The sequence below is a fragment of the Corynebacterium sp. 1103A genome (assembly GCF_055700955.1).
On record NZ_JASTTF010000013.1, the window covers coordinates 21,085 to 39,801 of the forward strand.

Below are 18,717 nucleotides of genomic sequence, written 5' to 3' on the forward strand. Positions count from 1 at the left end.
TTGAAGGAGCAGCCATGACCCGCACCGGACTAGTCATCGTCGCCTCGACCCGCGCGGCCGCCGGGATTTACGAGGACAGCTCCGGCCCCATCGCCGTGGAATTCCTGCGCCGGAAGGGCTTTGATACTCCTGACCCGGTGGTCGTCCCCGACGCCGATATCGAGCAGGCCGTCGACACCGCCTTCGCCGCCGGGCACTCCGTCATCCTGACCTCCGGCGGCACCGGCCTGACCGCGGACGACCGCACCGTCGAGGCCGTCGCCAAGCACCTGGAGCGTGAGCTGCCCGGCATCCCCATGGCCTTCTGGCAGAAGGGCTTGGAATCCGTGCCCACGGCCCTGGCCTCCCGCGCGGTGGCCGGGGTGACCGCCACGACCTTCGCCATGACCCTGCCCGGTTCTACGGGAGGGGTGAGGGACGGTTGTTCAGTCCTGGAAGAATTAGTGGTTCCCCTGGTTGACATGCTAGAAGGGACACATGAGCACTAACGGGGATCCGGATTACGTCCACGCCCAGACCGGCAAGGTCCTGGGCGCTTTCCTGACGCAACAGCCCCTGGAAGACCTGGTTGGCCCCGCCCGTGAGCAAGTCCTGACCCAGGCGATGGGCGCGGCGGTGGCCTTCGATGGCATCGTCCGCGATCACGACGGCGGCCAGCGGGTAAAGCTGCTGACCTATTCCTCCCACCCCAGCGCTGATGCGGAGATCGCCCGCATCGCTGGCGAGGTCGCCGCCGCGCACCCGGCGGTGCGCCTGTGGACCGCCCACCGCACCGGGCCTCTCACGATCGGCGAGCTGGCCTTCGTGGTCATCGCGGCCTCGGCCCACCGCAGAGACTCCTTCGTCGCGGCCGCGGAGCTCGCCGACCGCGTTAAGGCCGGGGTGCCAATCTGGAAGGAACAACTGCTGGACGACGACTCGGTGCAGTGGGTGGGGATCGAATGAGCACTGAGCCGCCCGGCACCGATCCACAGTTCAGCCCGGCAGAGGTCTCGCGCTACCGCCGCCAGCTCAGCCTGGCAGGCTTCGGCCGCGCGGCGCAGGCACGGCTGCGCGCGGGGCACGTGGCTGTCATCGGCGCCGGCGGGCTCGGCTCACCCGCCTTGTTGTACCTGGCCGGGGCCGGTATCGGCCGCATTACCGTCTTCGACGACGACACCGTCGGGGTATCCAACCTGCACCGCCAGGTCATCCACACCGACGCCGCGGCCCGCGCGAACGAGCCCAAGGCGGAGTCGGCCCGGCGGGCCATGCTCGCCCTCAACCCGACTGTTGAGGTCAACGCCGTCTCCACGCGCCTGAACGCGGACAACGCCGAAGAGCTGCTGGCGGATGCCGACGTGGTCCTGGACGGATCCGACAACTTCGCCACCCGCTACCTGGCCTCCTACGCCTGCGCCCGGCGCGGCATCCCGCACGTGTGGGCCTCCATCCTCGGCTTCGACGCACAGATGACCGTCTTCTGGGCCGGCCGCGGGCCCATCTACGAGGACCTTTTCCCCACCCCTCCGCCGGCCGGTTCGGTGCCCAGCTGTTCGCAGGCCGGCGTGCTGGGCCCGGTGGTCGGCACCGTCGGATCGGCCATGGCGCTCGAGGCCCTCAAGCTGCTGACCGGCGTCGGGGACCCGCTCATCGGCCAGCTCGGGTACTTCTCCGCCCTCGACGGGACCTGGGAATACATCCCGGTGAACGGCGATCCTTCCGTCGCCGAGCGGATCCGCGCGCACGGGCCGGTCACCGACGCCACGGCCACGGAGGAGCCCACCGCCTCCTCGCCCGCGGTCTATCCGGACGTGCACGAAACCGAGACCATCCCCGCCGGCGCCCTCGTGCTCGATGTGCGCAACCCGGACGAGGTCGCCACCTTCGCCCTCGACGGTTCGGTGAAATGCCCCCTGCCCCGCTTGCGCGAGGGCTACACCCCGCCCGAGGTGACCGCCGCCCTGGACCATGATCAGACCGTGGTGGTCCACTGCGCCGGCGGCGTCCGCTCAGCCGAGGCCGTCCACCTTTTCCACGAGCGCGGGCTGACCGGCCCGCTCTACTCGCTGCGCGGCGGGGTTGATGCCTGGTTGGATTCGAAGGGCTAGGGAAACTATCGACCTTTGCCGCCCCGGGCGCACGTTTCCCCAGGTGGGGTGTCGGCAAAAAGGACAGAGTCGATATTTCCCCGAACCCCCGCTGGCGGAGACGGCGGGATTTGAACCCGCGGTGAGTTTCCCCACGCTGGTTTTCAAGACCAGTGCATTCGGCCGCTCTGCCACGTCTCCATCTGCCGCCCGCAGGCGACATGCTCACCTTACCCGAGCGGGTCTTCGCTCCGGTAAAGCGGGGTCTTTCCTGCGGATTCTCTACCTGCGGAAGCGGGGGAAGTTTCGGTACCGTGGAAGGGCATGAAGGCAATCATTCAAAAAGATCCGGATACCCCACGCTCGCTCGAGCTCGCCGAGGTGGACCAGCCCGAGCTGCAGCCCGGCGAGGTGCTGCTCAAAGTCCACTACGCCGGCGTGAACCGCGCCGATATCCTACAGACGCAGGGCAACTACCCGCCCCCGCCGGGGGCGTCGGAGCTGCTCGGCTTGGAGTGCGCCGGCACCATCGCGGACGCGGGCGACACCGATTTTGAGGTCGGCCAGGAATTCGCCGCGCTGCTCGCCGGCGGCGCCTACGCGGAATACGTCGCGGTGCCGGCCGGTCAGTTGCTGCCCATCCCGGAAGGCTACAGCCTGGAGCACGCGGCCTCGGTCGTCGAGGTCGCCTGCACGGTGTGGTCGAATATCGCCATGGAGGCCGGCCTGCATGAAGGCCAGACCATCCTGATCCACGGCGGCGGGGGCGGAATCGGCACCTTCGCCATCCAGGTCGCCAAGGCGCTCGGCGCCAAGGTGGCGGTCACCGCCGGTTCGGCGGAGAAGCTAGAGGCCTGCCGGAAGCTCGGCGCGGACATCCTCATCAACTACCACGAGCAGGACTTTGCCGAGGAGCTCAAGAACTCCTGTGACGTCATCCTGGACATCATCGGCGCGAAGTACCTGAAGCAAAACATGAAGGCCCTGGCCAAGGACGGCCACATGGTCACCATCGGCCTGCAGGGCGGGACCAAGGAAGAGCTGAACATGGGCATCCTCGTGGCCAAGCGCCTGACCCTGCAGGGCACGACGCTGCGCGCGCGTTCCCTTGAGGACAAGGCGGCCATTGTGCGGGATACCGTGGACAACGTCTGGCCGTGGCTGGCGGACGGCACGGTACGCCACCACTGGCACGCCACCTACCCGTTGGCCGAGGCCGCCGAGGCCCACGCGGCCCTAGATTCCGGCGAGGTCACCGGCACGCTGGTGCTGGAAGTCGCGGACTAATTAGGCTAGCGAGGCCACCACGCGCGTGAGGTGCTCCACGTCGCAGGCCGTGTTGAACGGCGCGAGTGCGACGGTTACCGCGCCGCCGATTTCGTCGGCGCCCATCTCGCTCAGCAGCGGGGTGGACGGGGCCCGCGTGGTCACCAGGCGGTTATCAAAGAGCCGCTGGTGCACGGTCTCCGCAGGCACGCCGTTGACCGCAAAGCTCAGGCGCGGGAGGCGATCCTCCTTCGCGCCCGCGGCTGCTTCCCCAGTCACGCCCAGGATGTGGACGGCGGGCAGGGTTCCGAGGAATTGGTAGAGATCGTCGCGCAGCCCGTTCAGGTAGGGCTCGAGCAGCTGCATCGAGGCAATCAGGCGGCGCCGGCGCGATCCGCGGCCAGCCGCCTCCCCACCCAAGGCGGCAAAGTGATCAATGAGCGGGCTGACGCCGCCGGCCAAGCCCGTGGACACGGGGGTTTCCAGCTTGGCCGCGCCGTGGCGGCCGGGGCTGAGTGCATCGATCCGCTTGAACATGCGGGTATCCCGGAAGACCAGGGCGGCGACCTGCGGCCCTCCGAGCTTGCCCAGGTCCACGCCCAGGATGTCGGCGCCGAGCGCGTCAATGTCCACTGGCCGGTAGCCCGCCGTGGCGGAGATATCCACCAGGGTCCAGGCCCGCGAGCGGGTGTTGACCGTGTCGATGATTTCTTCCACCGGCGCCACCGTGCCCAGCAGCTCGTGACCGGCGGCCAGGGAGACCAGGCGGGTCGAGCCGTCGACGAGATCGGCAAACTGGAAGGCCGGCATCTCCCCGGTCCCCAGGTCCGGCTGCGCCCAGCGCACCTGCGCGTCGACCTCCGTGAAGGCGGAGTAGAGCTCCGGCGGGTCCAGCTTGGACAGCACGACGGAGGAATTAGCGCGCAGCAACGGCGCGATCGCCCGCGCCAGCGCCTGGTAGAGCACCGGCAGGTTGGCGCCCAGCACCACGCGGTCGGCGGTAGCGCCCACCAGGTCCGCCACGGCGGTGCGCGCAGAGTCGATATAGTACTGCCCCTCCAGGCAGCCGGGCTGCGGCGCCGCCGAGTGCGTGCCCGAGGGGGTGTCCTGATCCGCCACCAAGGCGGAGGTGCGGAAAGCGCGGGATACGCCCGCGATCACCTTTTCCGAGATTTGCGGTACGTCGTGTGCATTGAGATACGTCCAACCGCCCGACAAGCCGGTATATAGGCCGCGCACACTGGCGACATCGTACCGTGTGACCATGCGGTTCGAACCCTCCTTGGGTGGTTGTTGCAGGCGCAGCTGCGCGCCTTATGCCACCCCACTTTATACGCCACCTCACCACAATACTGAAATGCCCAGGAATGGCTAATTTGCTCTGTCAATAGGTATATATTACCATCTTTATACCGCCACTAATGGCACTGTTAAAGACGCCCAAGGCGTGAGGAGCCGTCCCGCATTTGGCCGGCTGTGCGTTAACTCTCGGGCGGCAAGACCCACTTTTGTCCTTCAGCGCGATAGGGTATTTCACGTGCAAGACAAAAATAAACTGCAGGAAGACGTAGCGCGCATGACGGCTACTCCGGACGGCGGCGCCGCCCCGGAGTCGAAGTCCATGACGTTCAGCGCCGCTTTCGGAGACCTCATCCAAGGCGCCAAGCAGCGCGAACTGTGGTTCATGTTGGGCCTGCAGGACATCAAGCAGCGCTACCGCCGCTCGGTGCTGGGCCCGCTGTGGATCACCATCGCCACGGGCGTGATGGCCGCGGCGCTCGGCCTTTTGTACTCCATGCTGTTCCAGATCCCGGTCGCGGAGTTCCTCCCCCACGTCACGGTGGGCCTCATTATGTGGAACTTCATCTCCGGGGCCATCAAGGAAGGCTCCACCATCTTCATCGACAACGAGGGGCTCATCAAGCAGCTGCCCGCCCCGCTGTCGGTGCACGTCTACCGCCTGGTCTGGCGGCAGACGCTGTTTTTGGGCCACAACATGATTATCTGGCTACTGCTCATCCTCATCTTCCCCCGCCACCTGGGCTGGGAGTTCTTCCTGTTCATCCCGGGCCTGTTCTTGCTGCTGGTCAACGGCGTGTGGGTAGCGATGTTCTTCGGTATTATCGCCACCCGCTTCCGCGACGTGGCTCCGCTGCTGGAGGCGCTGACCCAGCTGCTGTTCTACGTCACGCCGATCGTCTGGATGACCAACACCCTGAAGGACCAGGGCGGCGCTGTGGCGGACCGCGCCCGCATCGCGGAGATCAACCCGCTGTACCACTACCTGGAGGTCGTGCGCGCCCCGATGATCGGTGAGCCGGTGGCCGCCTACCACTGGTGGATCGTCATCGGCTGCACTATCGCCGGCCTGTTCATCGCCGGTCTGGCCATGCGCAAGTGGCGCTTCCGCGTGAGCTACTGGGTCTAGAAGGAGCACCAACTATGGTTTCTATCGATACTTACAACGCCTGCGTGGACTTCCCCATCTTCGACGCGAAGTCCCGCTCCTTAAAGAAGGCAGTGCTCTCCTCCGCCGGCGGCGCCATCGGCAAGAACTCGGACAACACCGTGGTGGTCGAGGCCCTAAAGGACATCAACCTGCACCTGCGGGAGGGCGACCGCGTCGGCCTGGTCGGCCACAACGGCGCCGGCAAATCCACGCTGCTACGCCTCCTGTCCGACATCTACGAGCCCACCCGGGGCTCTTCCGACGTGCGCGGCCTCGTCGCGCCCGTCTTCGACCTAGGCGTGGGCATGGACCCGGAGGTCTCCGGCTACGACAACATCATCATCCGCGGCCTGTTCCTGGGCCAGACCATCAAGCAGATGAAAAAGAAGATGGATGAGATCGCGGAGTTCTCCGAGCTGGGCGACTACCTGTCCATGCCGCTGCGCACCTATTCCACCGGCATGCGCGTGCGCCTGGCCTTGGGCGTGGTCACCTCCATCGAGCCGGAGATCCTCCTGCTGGACGAGGGCATCGGCGCCGTCGATGCCGCCTTCATGGCCAAGGCGCGTGTCCGCTTGGAGGAGCTGGTCAAGCGCTCCGGCATCCTGGTCTTCGCGTCCCACTCCAACGACTTCTTGGCGCAGCTGTGCAACACCGCCCTGTGGATCGACCACGGCGAAATCCGCTCGGCCGGCGAGGTCGCCGACGTGGTGGCCGACTACGAGGGTCCCGAGGTGGGCGAATACGTCCGCGACCTGCGCAAGCGCTTCGAAAGCGAGGACGGGCAATCCTAGTTCCGCTGGGTGTCAGTAGCCGGGCCGGCACCCCGCCGGTGGCACAATAGAGCACATGACTGCCACCTTGCATTCCTCCGGCACCACCGCCGCCGTCATCGTCACCCACCAGCGCGCCGAGCTGCTGCGCCTATCGCTGGATCAGGTGGTCAACCAGACCCACCCGGTCGACTGGGTGATCGTGGTGGACAACGGGGCAGAAGACGCCGTGCGCGACTCCCTCGACGAGCTCGCGGGCGAGCGCGCGGTCTACGTGCCCTCGGAAACCAACCTGGGCGGGGCCGGCGGCTTCGCTCTGGGCTTTTTGACCGCGCTGTCCCTGGGCGCGGACGCCATCTGGTGCGCCGACGACGACGGCCGGCCAGCCGCCCACTCCGTGCTGGAAACTCTCTACCGCGTGGCAGAAGACCACCACCTGGCGGAGGTCTCCCCGGCGGTCTGCAATATCGACGACCCGCAGCGCCTGGCATTCCCACTGCGCCAGGGGCTGGTCTGGCGCCGCCGCCTGGACGAGCTGGAGGGCGACTTCCTGCCCGGCATCGCCAGCCTGTTCAACGGCGCGCTGATCTCCGCCAAGGCGATGGAGGTCATCGGCGTGCCGGACTACCGCCTGTTCATCCGCGGCGATGAGGTCGAGTACCACCGCCGGCTGGTCGGTTCGGGCCTGCCCTTCGGCACCGCCCTGACCTGCGCCTACCTGCACCCGGACGGCTCGGACGAGTTCAAGCCGATTTTGGGCGGGCGGATGCACACCCAGTACCCGGAAGGCGAGTTCAAGCGCTTTTTCACCTACCGCAACCGCGGCTACCTGCTGTGGCAGCGCGGCATGCGCAAGCTGCTGCCGCAGGAATTCGCCCGCTTCGGATGGTTCTTCCTCATCCAGCGCCGCGACCCGGCCGGCTTTATCGAGTGGTTCAAGCTGCACAACCGTGGCCGCATCGAGGACTTCCGCCGGCCCAAGAATTAGCCCTTATGCTCCTAATAGCTAGCGCCTAGTTCACCTCGAAGCTCTTGCGCGTGGAGCGGAAGATGATCCAGCGTTGGACCCAGAAGTTTACGAAGGTGGCTAGGCCCTGGGAGACGGCGTAGGCCACCACCAGCGCCGGGGTTGATGGCCACTCCAGTCTGTGATCCAGGAAGCCGAATCCCCAGCGGTAGAGCGTGATGTTGACCAGGAAGGTCAGCGCGTAGGTGGCTGCCACCGCCAGCAGACGCCGCAGGCTGGGCCGCGCGTTGAACGTCCACTTGCGGTTGAGCAGGTAGGCCGTGAGCGTGCCCGCAACGAAGCCGACGGAGCGCGCCCCGGTCTCCCCCAGCACGCCGAGGACGATCTGCAGCAGCCAGGTAATCCCCAGGTCCACGACCGCAGAGATGCCGCCGGTGATAATAAACTTGGCGGACTGAGCGCGCAGCGAGTTCGACTGGGACAGCCGCCCCGCCATCGTCGATAAGTCTGCCTGCTCAGCCACTGTGTTCTCCGCCGCTTTCCTATTTAAAGACGAATACTCGCTGGACAACGAAGTTGGTCACCGTCGCCACGCCCTGGGCGATGACGAATGCCACGGTATTTTTGACCGCGCCGTCCAGCCCCAGCGCCATCAGCGGCGAGTTGAGCAGCCAGAACAACAAGTTTTGCACCGCGAAGGTGCAGCCGTAGAGCGCTGCCACCGTCGCGGCGGTACGGCCGGTCACCTGCGCGCCAAAGGTCCAGCGCGCGTTCGCCAGGTAAGCGGCGATGGTGCCGAAGACCCAGCCAAAGGCCTTGGCCGCGGAGCGGTGCAGGCCGAGCGCGATCAGCACCATGGTCAGCCCGTAGTCCAAAACAGCGGTGAAAACGCCCACCGCGATGAAGCGCCCCAGCTGCTGTTTCAGGGATCCGCGTTGGACTTCGGTGTTCTCCGGCATGTCATTCACGGGTCACTAGCCTACCGCCTGCGCCCCGCGGCCTTGACGATCAGCGCCGTAGCAGGGCGCGGTAAATATCCAGGCGCTCGACCGGGGAGGCCTTCTTCTCACCCAGCCCGCCAATCTCCGCCAGGGCCCTCAGCGAGGCCTCGCAGACCTGGCGGGCTTGGTCGGCGGCGAGCTCAGAGCCGTCGTCATCTACCCAGCCCAGGGCATTCATGGTGGTCTCGATGACGCTGTCGGTGACCTCGGGCCCTGACAGGCAGGCCAGCCCCAGCACCGTGGACCAGAAAGCGTCCTTGCCCTGGGAGGTCACCTCCCGCGGCAGGCTCGCCAGCACCCGCTGCGTCTGGGGGCTGATGTCCCCCTCGCGCTCCAAGTCGAGCGCCTGCAGCAGCGGCACGAAATCATAAAGCCGGGTGCGCTCGACTATCTGGCGCACCTCTTCGGTGACCAGCTCCAGGACCTCGTCGATGGTATCCTGCCCGGTCAGCGACGCATTGACCGCAGTCAGGTTGAAGCTCGAGCCCGGGAAGGAACCCGAACCGCCCACGCACAACGCCCGGGGCGAGCCCGCGTCGCGCGGGTAGATATCAGCGACAACCAGGGAAAAGTCCCACAACCCCCAGGTGTAGTCCACCTGCGAGCCCACGCGCCACAGGAACTCCGAAACCTGGTGGGTGGGATCTATGCGCTTGCCGCGGGCGTCGTGGTGCTCGAAAAAGTGCCAGGGCGAGTCCTCGTCCGGCAGGTCGAAGCAGACGGTGAGGACGTCGTGGAGGTCGTGGAAGGACAGGGCGTCGTTCAGGCCGATCTGGCGGTGGACCTCCGCGTCGGCGCGCACGTTGGAGACCTGGCAGATGACCGTCAGCGGCTCGCGCGCAAGGCGCACCAGCGGATCCCCGCGGCCGCGGGCGGCGCGGATATCGGTGACGCTGGCCATCTCTGACATAGGCCCCAGCGTAGCGCTTTCGCCGCTAGCTAACCGTTGCCCCAGTTGAGACCGACCTTAATCCGCACGGCGGGCGATCTCCCGGGCCTCCGCCTCGCTGACCACGAAGGTCAACCCCGCCCCGATGGCCCCCAGCAGCGTCCACGGCTTGGTGACCCCGCGGGTGCGCAGCCAGTCGGCCACCCGGCGGGTGACCGCGATGTCCAGCGCCGCGCCGAGGGCGAAGACCGCCACGCCGGCCACGATGGACCACGCGGGCAGGGTCGGGGCGTCGTCCGGGACCTGGCCGAATTCCTCGTCGTCTTCGTCCTGGGCGTTCAGGTAGCCCACCAGGCCCAAAAAGCCGGCGGCGGACAGGGCGTAGGCGCCGATGAGCACGGTGCGGTTTTTGATCCAGTCAGGGTAGGCAGTCACCGCGCCGATGAACGCCGATTGGGCAATCCTTCCGGCGAGCGTGTCATCCAGGGCGTAGTTGTCAGTGTTGTCAGTATTGTCTGCTTGCTTGTCGGCGCTCACCGTGGTGGAGGTCCGTTCGCGGTCGGTAGAAGTCATGACACCACTGTAGGCAGGGCTAGAATTGGGCGCATGTATTCTTCGGATCCGCAACACCTCACCCCGGCGCAGCAGGCGGCGAAAGACCAGACCAACGAGGACGACCACCGCCACGGCCACTTTCTGGCCACCGAGCACACCAACCTTCCCTTCGACGGGTTCATAACGCGGCTGATGGCCGAGGAGCTGCCGATGTTGGACTCGGCCTCCCGCGCCCGAGTCATAGAGATCATCAAGGCCTACGACGGCCCGGTGATCTGCTCCCAGGAGGAGCTTCCCGCCGAGATCCGCGAGCTCATGGATCTCTAGGCTTCCTTCCCGAAAAGTTAGAAACCGGGCACAAATAATACGGTTGTACTGCCCGTTTTGTTCCGAATATCACGAACTCGCCGCGCTGGCTTTCACACCTATACCGATCGGCACTAGGTAGGCTAGGACTTTGAACTATCCGTCAAGCAAAGAGTTGAAAGATGGAATTACACACCACTGAGAAGTCTCTCCACGGCTGGGGCCGCACCGCGCCGACCACCGCGCACGTGCTGTCCACCCCGGATGTAGATGTCATCAAGAACGCGATCGCACAGGTTGCGGACGCCAACGCCGACGCCCCGCAGCATCTGCGCCGCGGCGTCATCGCCCGCGGCATGGGCCGTTCCTACGGCGACCCGGCCCAAAACGGTGGCGGCCTCGTCATCGACATGCAGGCACTGAACCAGATCCATTCCATCGATCCTGACAGCGCCATCGTAGACGTCGACGGCGGCGTCACCCTGGACCAGCTGATGAAGGCCGCCCTGCCGTTCGGCCTGTGGGTCCCGGTCCTGCCGGGCACCCGCCAGGTGACCATCGGCGGCGCCATCGGCCCGGACATCCACGGCAAGAACCACCACTCCGCTGGCTCCTTCGGTGACCACGTGGTCTCCATGGAGCTGCTGGTGGCCGACGGCCGCGTGCTCCACCTGGAGCCGGAGGGCAGCTCCGATGACCCGGACGGCACCCTGTTCTGGGCCACCGTGGGCGGCATGGGCCTGACCGGCATCATCCTGCGCGCGCAGATCCGCATGACCAAGACGGAGACCGCCTACTTCATCGCGGACACGGACCGCACCGAGAACCTGGAAGAGACCATCGCCTTCCACTCGGACGGCTCGGAGAAGAACTACACCTACTCCTCCGCCTGGTTCGACGTCATCTCCCCGGAGCCGAAACTGGGCCGCTCCACCATCTCCCGCGGCAGCCTGGCCACACTGGACCAGCTCAAGGAATTCGCGCCGAAGCTGGCGCAGGATCCGCTGAAGTTCAACGCGCCGCAGCTGATGACCGTGCCGGACATCTTCCCGTCCTGGACCATGAACAAGCTGACGCTGTCCGCCATCGGTGAGGCCTATTACCTGATGGGCGCTCCCGCCCGGAACCAAGTCAAGAACCTCACGCAGTTCTACCAGCCACTGGATCTCATCGGCGAATGGAACCGCGGCTACGGCTCCAAGGGCTTTTTGCAGTACCAGTTCGTGGTCCCCATGGACGCGGTCGAGCCGTTCAAGGAGATCATCCGGGACATGCAGCGTTCCGGCCACTACTCCGCGCTGAACGTCTTCAAGCTCTTCGGCGAAGGCAACCGCGCGCCACTGTCCTACCCGATGCCGGGCTGGAACGTCTGCGTGGACTTCCCCATCCGCGAGGGCCTGGGCTCCTTCCTGGACGACCTGGACCGCCGCGTCATGGAATTCGGCGGCCGCCTCTACCTGGCCAAGGAGTCGCGTACCTCGGCGGAGAACTTCCACCGCATGTACCCCGGCCTGGAGGGCTGGCTGAAAACCCGCAACGAAATCGACCCGACCGGCGTCTTCGCCTCCGATATGTCGCGGCGCCTCGAGCTGCACTAAGAAAGGACACTCATGCTTAACGCAGTAGGCCAAGCACAACACATTCTCCTTCTCGGCGGCACCAGCGAAATCGGCCTGGGCATCGTCGAAGAATTCCTGGACCGCGGCCCGGCCAAGGTCACCCTGGCGGCCCGTCCGGGCTCCCAGCACCTAGAGACCGCCCGCGCTCAGCTGGCCCACAAGGGCGCGGACGTGGAAGTCATCGAATTCGACGCCACCGATTTCGACTCCCACCCGGCGGTTATCGATGCCGCCTTCGCCCGCGGCGACGTCGACGTCGCCATCGTTTCCTTCGGCACCCTGGGCGATCAGGAACAGCTGTGGCAGGACCAGGCCAAGGCCGTGGCTTCTGCCCAGGTCAACTACACCGCGCCGGTCTCCGTCGGCGTGCTGCTGGGCCAGCGGTTTAAGGCGCAGGGCCACGGCACCATCGTGGCGCTGTCCTCGGTGGCCGGCATGCGCGTGCGCCGCTCCAACTTCGTCTACGGCGCCTCCAAGGCCGGCCTGGACGGCTTCTACGTCAACCTGGGCGAGGCCCTGCGCGGCGACGGCGTCAACGTGCTGGTGGTCCGCCCCGGCCAGGTCCGCACCCGCATGTCCGCCGAAGCTGGCGATGCCCCGCTGACCGTCAACGTCTCCGACGTCGCGAAGGACACCGTGCAGGCGGTCCTCGACGGCAAGCAGGCCATCTTCGTCCACCCGCTGTTCAAGTACGTGAGCTTGGCCTTCAAGCTCATCCCGCAGACGGTTTTCCGGAAGCTGCCGTTCTAAATCGGCTCGCCGGTTGAGTCGTAGGCCCCGGAGCTTTCGTTCCGGGGCAGCTGGCGGCACTCCTGCTGCTCGGCATCGCCGAAACGACTGACGTAGAGGCCCGCGTCACGCTGGGCCTCTTTTTCTGTCTGCCCGTTGCCAATCACCGAGCCCACAACGAGCGTGTCCCCGGCCGCTCCCGGGCCTTCCACCGCACATCCGACGGTCACTCCCACCTTCTGGGCGGGCACCGACTCCGACTCATCTTCGCCAAAGGACTGGCCGACCACGGGGACGGCGATAGCCACCGCCGCGACCGCGCCCGCCGCTGCGACTGCGTATCCTCGCTTCATAGTCCTTCCCTAGTTCTAATCACGGTATCCGCGAATCACCGTACCTAAGATCCCTGGCGCTGTATAGCGACATCCGCAGCCTCGGCCAGTATCCCCGTTCGCAGCGTGCGCTATGAGGAACGAGCCGCGCCATATGAGAAACTAGAGAGCATGTCCACTGAGTCCACCGTGACAACTCCTTCCACACCTGCCTTAGCCCGTCCGCTGTCCCAGTTCGGCGATCACCGCGATGAGCTCGGCCGTGGGCCGGCGCTGCTGGCCATCCTGCTCGCCGCGCTGGGCGGCGGGCTGGTCACCCTGGCAGGCTGGGTAGTCTTCCGCTCGGTGTCCCTGCCGGCGTTTTCGACCTCGATGGTCACCCGCGCGCTGGCTACGGTAGGTATTGTCGCCACGCTGGTGGTGGTAGGCGTCCTGCTGTTTTTCTGGATCCGGGACGAGCACTCGGCCGGCCCGCGCCCGCGCTGGCGCGCCTGGCTGACCACCGTCGTGTCCTACCTTTCCCCGGCGCTGCTGGTGCTGTCCTCCATCGGCTTGCCGCTGTCGGCCAGCCGCCTGTGGCTGGACGGCATCCAGGTCGACCAGGTCTTCCGCACGCAGTTCCTGACGCGGATGGCGGATACCGCCACGCACGCGGACATGAATTACCTGGATCTGCCCACCTTCTACCCGATGGGCTGGTTCTGGCTGGGCGGACGCCTGGCCAACGTGCTGGGCATTCCCGGCTGGGAGGTCTTCCAGCCCTGGGCGCTAATCTCCCTGGCCATGTGCGGGTGCCTCCTGGTTCCGCTGTGGCAGCGCCTGGTCGGCTCCCTGCCCGTAGCCACCGCTATCGCGCTGACCACCACGGCGGTGACGCTCACCATCGGTGCCGAGGAGCCCTACTCCGCAGTCATCGCGATGGGCGTTCCGGCGGCGGCCCTCCTGTGCTCCCGGGCCTTCGACGGTTCCTGGCTGTCCACGCTGGGCCTGGCGCTCTTCCTCAGCGCTTCGGCCTCCTTCTACACCCTATTCACCGGCGCGATCTCTCTGACCGTCGTGAGCTTCGTGGCCATCATTACCGCGGTGCTGGAGCGTCGCTGGGAGCCCATCGTGCGCCTGGTCTGCATCGGCGTCGGCTCGCTAGCCCTGGCCGCCATCTGCTGGGGCCCGTACGTCCTCGGTGCGCTGCGCTCCGATGTCCCCATCAACTCCACCGCGCAGCACTACCTGCCGGAAGAGGGCACGCAGATCCCGGTGCCCTTCCTGGCCCCGACCATCATCGGGCTGCTCTGCCTCATCGGCCTGGTGTACCTGTTCCTGCGCCAGCACAACCGCGACATCCGGACCCTGGGCTGGGCGCTCGGCGGCGCCTACCTGTGGATCGCAGCATCGATGGTGCTGACCCTGCTGGGCAGCACCCTGCTCGGCTTCCGCCTGGAAATCCTCGTGGTCCTCATCATGGCCACCGCCGGCATCCTGGCGCTGGCCGAGCTGCGCATGCACGGCATCGACAAACTCTGGCCGCAAGGCTTTAGCCCCGTCACCAACCGCCGCATCACCGCCGCGTTCATGGCCGTGTTAGTGCTGGGCGGGGTCTTTTACGCCCAGCGCATTCCCGAGGAAAACGAGTCCGCCATTGATCACGCCTTCACGGACACCGACGGCTACGGCGAGCGCGCCGACCGCTACACCAGCGACTCCTCCGGCCACTACCAGGAGATCCAGCGTTTCCTGGAGGAGCACGGAGTAGTACCCAATGAATCCGTGATGCTCACCGACGAAAAGCTGTTCATGGCCTACCACCCCTACTGGGGCTTTAACGCCTTCACCTCGCACTACGCCAACCCGCTGGGCCAGTTCGACGCCCGCAACAAGCAGATCGAGACCTGGGCCAACGACTCCTGGGACCAGACCCCGGAGGAGTTCCTCGACGCCCTAGACTCGGCCCCCTGGCGCGGGCCGGACGCCATGCTCTTCCGCGGCAGCCTGGAAGACTCCGCCGACGGCTTCAAGACCCACCTGGCCGAAGATATCTACCCGAACCAGCCGAACGTGCGCTACCGGGCCGTCTTCTTCGACTCCGCGGTCTTCGACGCGGCGCACTGGGCGATGGAACAGATCGGCCCCTTCGTGGTCGCCGTCCGCACGGATTAGCCGGCGGAAGGTATGCCGCGACATGGAGTTTTAGCCGCAGTGCCGTAAACTATTCGCCGTGTCAGATAGCCTCGCAACTCCGTATACGCCAGCCGAACCCACCAGCCACGGCTCCCCCGCCCCCGGGTGGCTCCGTCTTAGCGCCATCGTGGCGGGCCTGGTAGGCTTCGTGCTGTTTATCGCCACGCCGCTGCTGCCGGTCAACCAGGTCCAGTCCTCGTTCAGTTGGCCCAGCGACGACTCGCTGAACTCGGTCAACGCGCCGCTCATTTCCCTGGCGCCGGAACAGCTGGAGGCCGACATCCCGGTCTCCGCTATCGACCAACTGCGCGAGGGACAGACCCAGCTCTTCGGCACGCTGCCGGCCTCCTCCAAGGAGGCCACCGACCGCGGTCTCTTCGTCAACGCGGGCGACTTCGGCCTGTCGGTCAGCTCCCTGAACGAGGTCGTGCTCTCCCTGACCCCGGATCAGATGGAGCGCCTGGACGACAAGGACGTCATCCATATCTCCTCGACCGAGGACGAGACCACCGTTGAGGTGGGCCCGTTCTCCCAGTCGATCGATGACGACGACCTGCGCCCGCAGGTCACCGGCGCCTACTCCGAGATCGAAGACACCCCGGAAAACCTCGCCCAGCTGCGCGCGGACGGGCTTGACGTCCAGGTCGAGATCAACTCGCGGTTTACCTCTTCGCCCACCCTGTTAAAGTCGCTGGCAATGTGGGGCGGCCTAGCGATGGTGCTGGTCAGCCTGTTCACGCTGTGGCGCATCGACCGCTTGGATGGCAAGCGCCCGGGCTTCATGCCGGAGTCCTGGAAGAAGATCCGCCCGCTGGACGGCGTGGTCGCCGCGGTGCTGATCTTCTGGCATATCTTCGGCGCCAACACCTCCGACGACGGCTTCATCCTGACCATGGGGCGGGTCTCGGAGAACGCGGACTACATGGCCAACTACTACCGCTGGTACGGCGTGCCGGAATCACCGTTCGGTTCCCCGTACTACGACCTGGTGGCCTTCCTGTCCCAGATTTCCGCGACCTCCGTCTTCATGCGCCTGCCCGCGCTGGTCTCCGCGTTTCTCATCTGGTTCATCCTCTCGCGCGAGCTACTCCCCCGCTTCGGCGAGCTGATTGACTCGCGCCGCGTGGCCCACTGGACTGCGGCATTGATGTTCCTGGCCTTCTGGCTGCCGTACAACAACGGTGTCCGCCCGGAACCGGTCATCGCGCTCGGCGTAATTTTCACCTGGGCTTCCTTCGAGCGCGCCATCGCCACGCGCCGCCTGCTGCCCGCGGCCGTGGGCACCATCGCCGCCCCACTGACCCTGGGCGCGGGCCCGACCGGCCTGTTCGCCGTCGGCGTGTTCCTGGTTTGCCTGCCGCAGCTGTTCAAGATCATGCGCGAGCGCCTGCCGCTGCTGGGCGGTGGAGCCACCGGCTGGCTGAGCATGATCGCTCCCTTCCTAGCCTCCGGTACGGCGATCTTCGTGGCCGTCTTTGGCGACCAAACCCTGGCCGCGGTGATGGAATCCATTCGTGTGCGCTCCGAGGTCGGCCCGGCGCTGCCGTGGTACTCCGAGTACGTGCGCTACTCCACGCTGTTCCAGCAGTCCGTAGACGGCTCCATGACCCGCCGCTTCGCCATGTTCACCATGCTGTTCTGTTTGGTGCTCATCATCTACGCCTACATCAAGGACCACCGCGTGGCAGGCGCGCCGCAGGACATCACCCGGCGCCTGTTGCTCATCGTGGCCATGTCCATGTTCTTCCTGCTGTTCACCCCGACAAAGTGGACCCACCACTTCGGCATCTACGCTGGGGTGGCCGGCGTAATCGCCGCGCTCGGCGCGGTGGTCTTGTCCCAGATCGCGCTGAAGTCGCCGCGGGCGAGGACCTTCTCCCTGGCCGCTGTGGTCATCCTGCTGGCCTTCTCCACCGCCGGCTGGAACGCCTGGTGGTATGTCTCCTCCTTCGGCGTGCCGTGGTGGGACCGCACCATCCAGTTCCGGGCCATCGAGGCCAACACCGTGTTGCTGGCCATCGGGCTGATCCTCTTAGGGATCGGCATCTGGCAGTCCTTCCGCCACAACTCGCGCAAAGCGAAAGCCGAGGCCGCCGGCGCCACCGACGAATTCGAGCACCAAGAGGCCGCCCGGGTGTCCCGTTGGGCCGGCGTCATGTCGGCGCCTATCGCGCTGGCCTGCGCGTTCATGGTGGGCATCTCCGTGACCTCCTTCGCCAAGGCCTATGTCGACCAGTACCCGGCCTACAGCGTGGGCAAGGGCAACACCCAGGCCCTGGCGGGCAAGACCTGCTCGCTGTCGGATGAAGCGATGATCGAGACCAATACCAACGACGCCTTCCTCACCCCGATGGACGGCGACTTGGGTGACTCCTTGACCGATCCGGATAAGGACAACTACGGCTTCGACCCCAACGGCATCCCGGAAGATATCGAGCCGGAGGCGCAGAACTCCGCCTCGGTCGGCGCTATCGGTGACTCCGGCTCGGCCGGTTCCGCCACCTCCGGCGGCAACCGTTCCGACGGCGGGGACGTCTCCGACTCGGACGCTACCGGTTCAGACGACTCCGAGGACTCCAGCCACAAGGACTCCGCCAGCAAGGCAGCCGAGGAATCCGGCGCCTCCGAGGGCGGCTCCCGCGACACCACGGGCGTCAACGGCTCGGTCAAGCACCTGCCGTTCAACTTCGACTACAACCAGGTGCCGGTCTTAGGCTCCTACAACGAGGGCCAGAACTCGACCGCGAAGCTAACCACCAAGTGGTTTAACCTGCCGGAGGAGAAGGAAAACTCCCCGCTGATCACCGTCGGCGTGGCCGGCAAGATCCACCACCACGACGTCAACGGCGTGGAGCAGGAGGGCATGGACGTCACCCTCGAATACGGCACCGCGGACGAGACCGGTCGTGTCTCCAACACCGGTGAGATTGAGATGATGGACGTCGGCGCCACCCCGAAGTGGCGCAACCTGCGTTACCCGCTGGCTGACATCCCGGACGAGGCCAACGTCGTGCGCATCGTCGCCGTGGACGACTCCACCAACGAGGACGACTGGGTCGCCGTGACCCCACCCCGCGTGCCGGAGCTGACCAGCATGACCTCGCGCTTCGACAACTCCCGCCCAGCCCTGCTGGACTGGTCCACCGCTTTGCAGTTCCCCTGCCAGCGCACCTTCGATCACTACGCCGGCGTGACCGAGATTCCGGAATTCCGGATCCTGCCGGACGCTCCGGCGCAGACCTCCCTGACCGACTTCCAGTCCTTCAGCGGTGGCGGCGCCATGTCCACCTCGGAGGCCGTGAACTACTCCTACGAAATCCCCAGCTACCTCAACGATGATTGGGACCGCGACTGGGGCTCCATCTACAAGTACGAGTTACGCACCAACTCCGCGGGCATCGCCCCGGATAAGGCCAACATCAATCTGGAAGACATCACCCGTTCCGGCTGGTGGAAGAACTCCGAGATGAATGTCCGCCCCGAGGGCGAAGAATAACCCTCCGCACCCGCCTCAGCTAAATCCCCGGCTGAGGCGGGTTATTTCTTTAGACGCTTGGTTAACGAACAAGCACCAGCGCAGCAGAAGG

18 protein-coding genes and 1 tRNA gene are annotated in these 18,717 nt (G+C 66.1%); 12 read left to right on the forward strand and 7 right to left on the reverse strand.

The features are described 5' to 3' along the window. Positions 1–14: 14 nt before the first annotated feature. Genes QQS52_RS09295 through QQS52_RS09305 form a run of 3 tightly spaced genes read left to right on the forward strand, consistent with a single transcriptional unit; the run spans position 15 to position 2,090 of the window. Positions 15–488, forward strand: a complete 474-nt coding sequence (locus tag QQS52_RS09295) for a MogA/MoaB family molybdenum cofactor biosynthesis protein (RefSeq protein WP_472773597.1) — start codon at positions 15–17, stop codon at positions 486–488. Continuing rightward, on the forward strand, positions 478–945 hold the full coding sequence (locus QQS52_RS09300) for a molybdenum cofactor biosynthesis protein MoaE (RefSeq protein WP_472773598.1): 468 nt from the start codon (positions 478–480) through the stop codon (positions 943–945). Before QQS52_RS09295 ends, QQS52_RS09300 begins: the two co-directional genes overlap by 11 nt. Beyond that, positions 942–2,090: a ThiF family adenylyltransferase gene (locus tag QQS52_RS09305; protein ID WP_472773599.1), complete on the forward strand. Its 1,149-nt coding sequence runs from the start codon at positions 942–944 to the stop codon at positions 2,088–2,090. Before QQS52_RS09300 ends, QQS52_RS09305 begins: the two co-directional genes overlap by 4 nt. A gap of 92 nt (positions 2,091–2,182) precedes the next feature. On the opposite strand, the gene QQS52_RS09310 is transcribed toward QQS52_RS09305, so the two are convergent. Further along, positions 2,183–2,270: transfer RNA gene (locus QQS52_RS09310), tRNA-Ser, on the reverse strand. A gap of 123 nt (positions 2,271–2,393) precedes the next feature. On the opposite strand from QQS52_RS09310, the gene QQS52_RS09315 reads away from it, so the two are divergent. Continuing rightward, complete coding sequence (locus QQS52_RS09315; RefSeq protein ID WP_472773600.1) at positions 2,394–3,356, forward strand: NAD(P)H-quinone oxidoreductase; 963 nt, start codon at positions 2,394–2,396, stop codon at positions 3,354–3,356. Here QQS52_RS09315 and QQS52_RS09320 read toward each other — a convergent pair whose 3' ends face one another. Beyond that, a complete protein-coding gene (locus tag QQS52_RS09320) occupies positions 3,357–4,601 on the reverse strand; it encodes an aminotransferase class V-fold PLP-dependent enzyme (protein WP_472773601.1) in 1,245 nt (414 codons plus the stop codon). A 310-nt stretch (positions 4,602–4,911) separates the two neighbouring features. Between QQS52_RS09320 and wzm the strand changes: the two genes are divergently transcribed. From wzm to glfT1, 3 genes are read left to right on the forward strand one after another with little or no spacing between them, the layout of a single operon-like run. After that, the gene (gene wzm, locus QQS52_RS09325; protein ID WP_070768538.1) at positions 4,912–5,763 is read left to right on the forward strand and encodes a galactan export ABC transporter permease subunit Wzm/RfbD; all 852 of its coding nucleotides are present in this window, start codon (positions 4,912–4,914) and stop codon (positions 5,761–5,763) included. 14 nt (positions 5,764–5,777) lie between these two features. Continuing rightward, positions 5,778–6,578 (forward strand): galactan export ABC transporter ATP-binding subunit Wzt/RfbE, encoded by an 801-nt coding sequence (wzt, locus tag QQS52_RS09330; protein WP_472773602.1) that lies wholly within the window; start codon positions 5,778–5,780, stop codon positions 6,576–6,578. 55 nt (positions 6,579–6,633) lie between these two features. Beyond that, positions 6,634–7,545, forward strand: coding sequence for a galactofuranosyltransferase GlfT1 (gene glfT1, locus QQS52_RS09335; protein ID WP_472773603.1), 912 nt, complete (start codon positions 6,634–6,636; stop codon positions 7,543–7,545). A gap of 25 nt (positions 7,546–7,570) precedes the next feature. On the opposite strand, the gene QQS52_RS09340 is transcribed toward glfT1, so the two are convergent. From QQS52_RS09340 to QQS52_RS09355, 4 genes are read right to left on the reverse strand one after another with little or no spacing between them, the layout of a single operon-like run. Next, positions 7,571–8,047 carry a GtrA family protein gene (locus tag QQS52_RS09340; RefSeq protein ID WP_472773604.1) on the reverse strand — a complete coding sequence of 159 codons (477 nt, stop codon included), beginning with the start codon at positions 8,045–8,047 and terminating at the stop codon, positions 7,571–7,573. 19 nt (positions 8,048–8,066) lie between these two features. Beyond that, positions 8,067–8,483 carry a GtrA family protein gene (locus tag QQS52_RS09345; RefSeq protein WP_472773648.1) on the reverse strand — a complete coding sequence of 139 codons (417 nt, stop codon included), beginning with the start codon at positions 8,481–8,483 and terminating at the stop codon, positions 8,067–8,069. Positions 8,484–8,532: 49 nt separating this feature from the next. Beyond that, complete coding sequence (locus tag QQS52_RS09350; protein ID WP_472773605.1) at positions 8,533–9,435, reverse strand: hypothetical protein; 903 nt, start codon at positions 9,433–9,435, stop codon at positions 8,533–8,535. A 57-nt stretch (positions 9,436–9,492) separates the two neighbouring features. Then, entirely contained in the window at positions 9,493–9,987 is a 495-nt protein-coding gene (locus QQS52_RS09355; protein WP_472773606.1) for a hypothetical protein, read from the reverse strand. 33 nt (positions 9,988–10,020) lie between these two features. On the opposite strand from QQS52_RS09355, the gene QQS52_RS09360 reads away from it, so the two are divergent. The 3 genes from QQS52_RS09360 to QQS52_RS09370 all read left to right on the forward strand — a co-directional run bounded on the left by QQS52_RS09360 (position 10,021) and on the right by QQS52_RS09370 (position 12,644). Next, a complete protein-coding gene (locus tag QQS52_RS09360; protein WP_472773607.1) occupies positions 10,021–10,296 on the forward strand; it encodes a hypothetical protein in 276 nt (91 codons plus the stop codon). Positions 10,297–10,457: 161 nt separating this feature from the next. Beyond that, entirely contained in the window at positions 10,458–11,873 is a 1,416-nt protein-coding gene (locus QQS52_RS09365; protein WP_472773608.1) for an FAD-binding oxidoreductase, read from the forward strand. Positions 11,874–11,885: 12 nt separating this feature from the next. Next, positions 11,886–12,644 (forward strand): decaprenylphospho-beta-D-erythro-pentofuranosid-2-ulose 2-reductase, encoded by a 759-nt coding sequence (locus QQS52_RS09370; RefSeq protein ID WP_472773609.1) that lies wholly within the window; start codon positions 11,886–11,888, stop codon positions 12,642–12,644. Here the strand turns inward: QQS52_RS09370 and QQS52_RS09375 are convergent. Next, complete coding sequence (locus tag QQS52_RS09375) at positions 12,641–12,976, reverse strand: hypothetical protein (RefSeq protein ID WP_472773610.1); 336 nt, start codon at positions 12,974–12,976, stop codon at positions 12,641–12,643. The two genes, QQS52_RS09370 and QQS52_RS09375, sit on opposite strands and share 4 nt — an antisense overlap. A gap of 150 nt (positions 12,977–13,126) precedes the next feature. Between QQS52_RS09375 and QQS52_RS09380 the strand changes: the two genes are divergently transcribed. Both QQS52_RS09380 and QQS52_RS09385 read left to right on the forward strand, forming a co-directional pair. Further along, positions 13,127–15,109, forward strand: coding sequence for a galactan 5-O-arabinofuranosyltransferase (locus QQS52_RS09380; protein WP_472773611.1), 1,983 nt, complete (start codon positions 13,127–13,129; stop codon positions 15,107–15,109). A gap of 58 nt (positions 15,110–15,167) precedes the next feature. After that, on the forward strand, positions 15,168–18,626 hold the full coding sequence (locus QQS52_RS09385) for an arabinosyltransferase domain-containing protein (protein ID WP_472773612.1): 3,459 nt from the start codon (positions 15,168–15,170) through the stop codon (positions 18,624–18,626). The last annotated feature ends 91 nt before the right edge of the window (positions 18,627–18,717 follow it).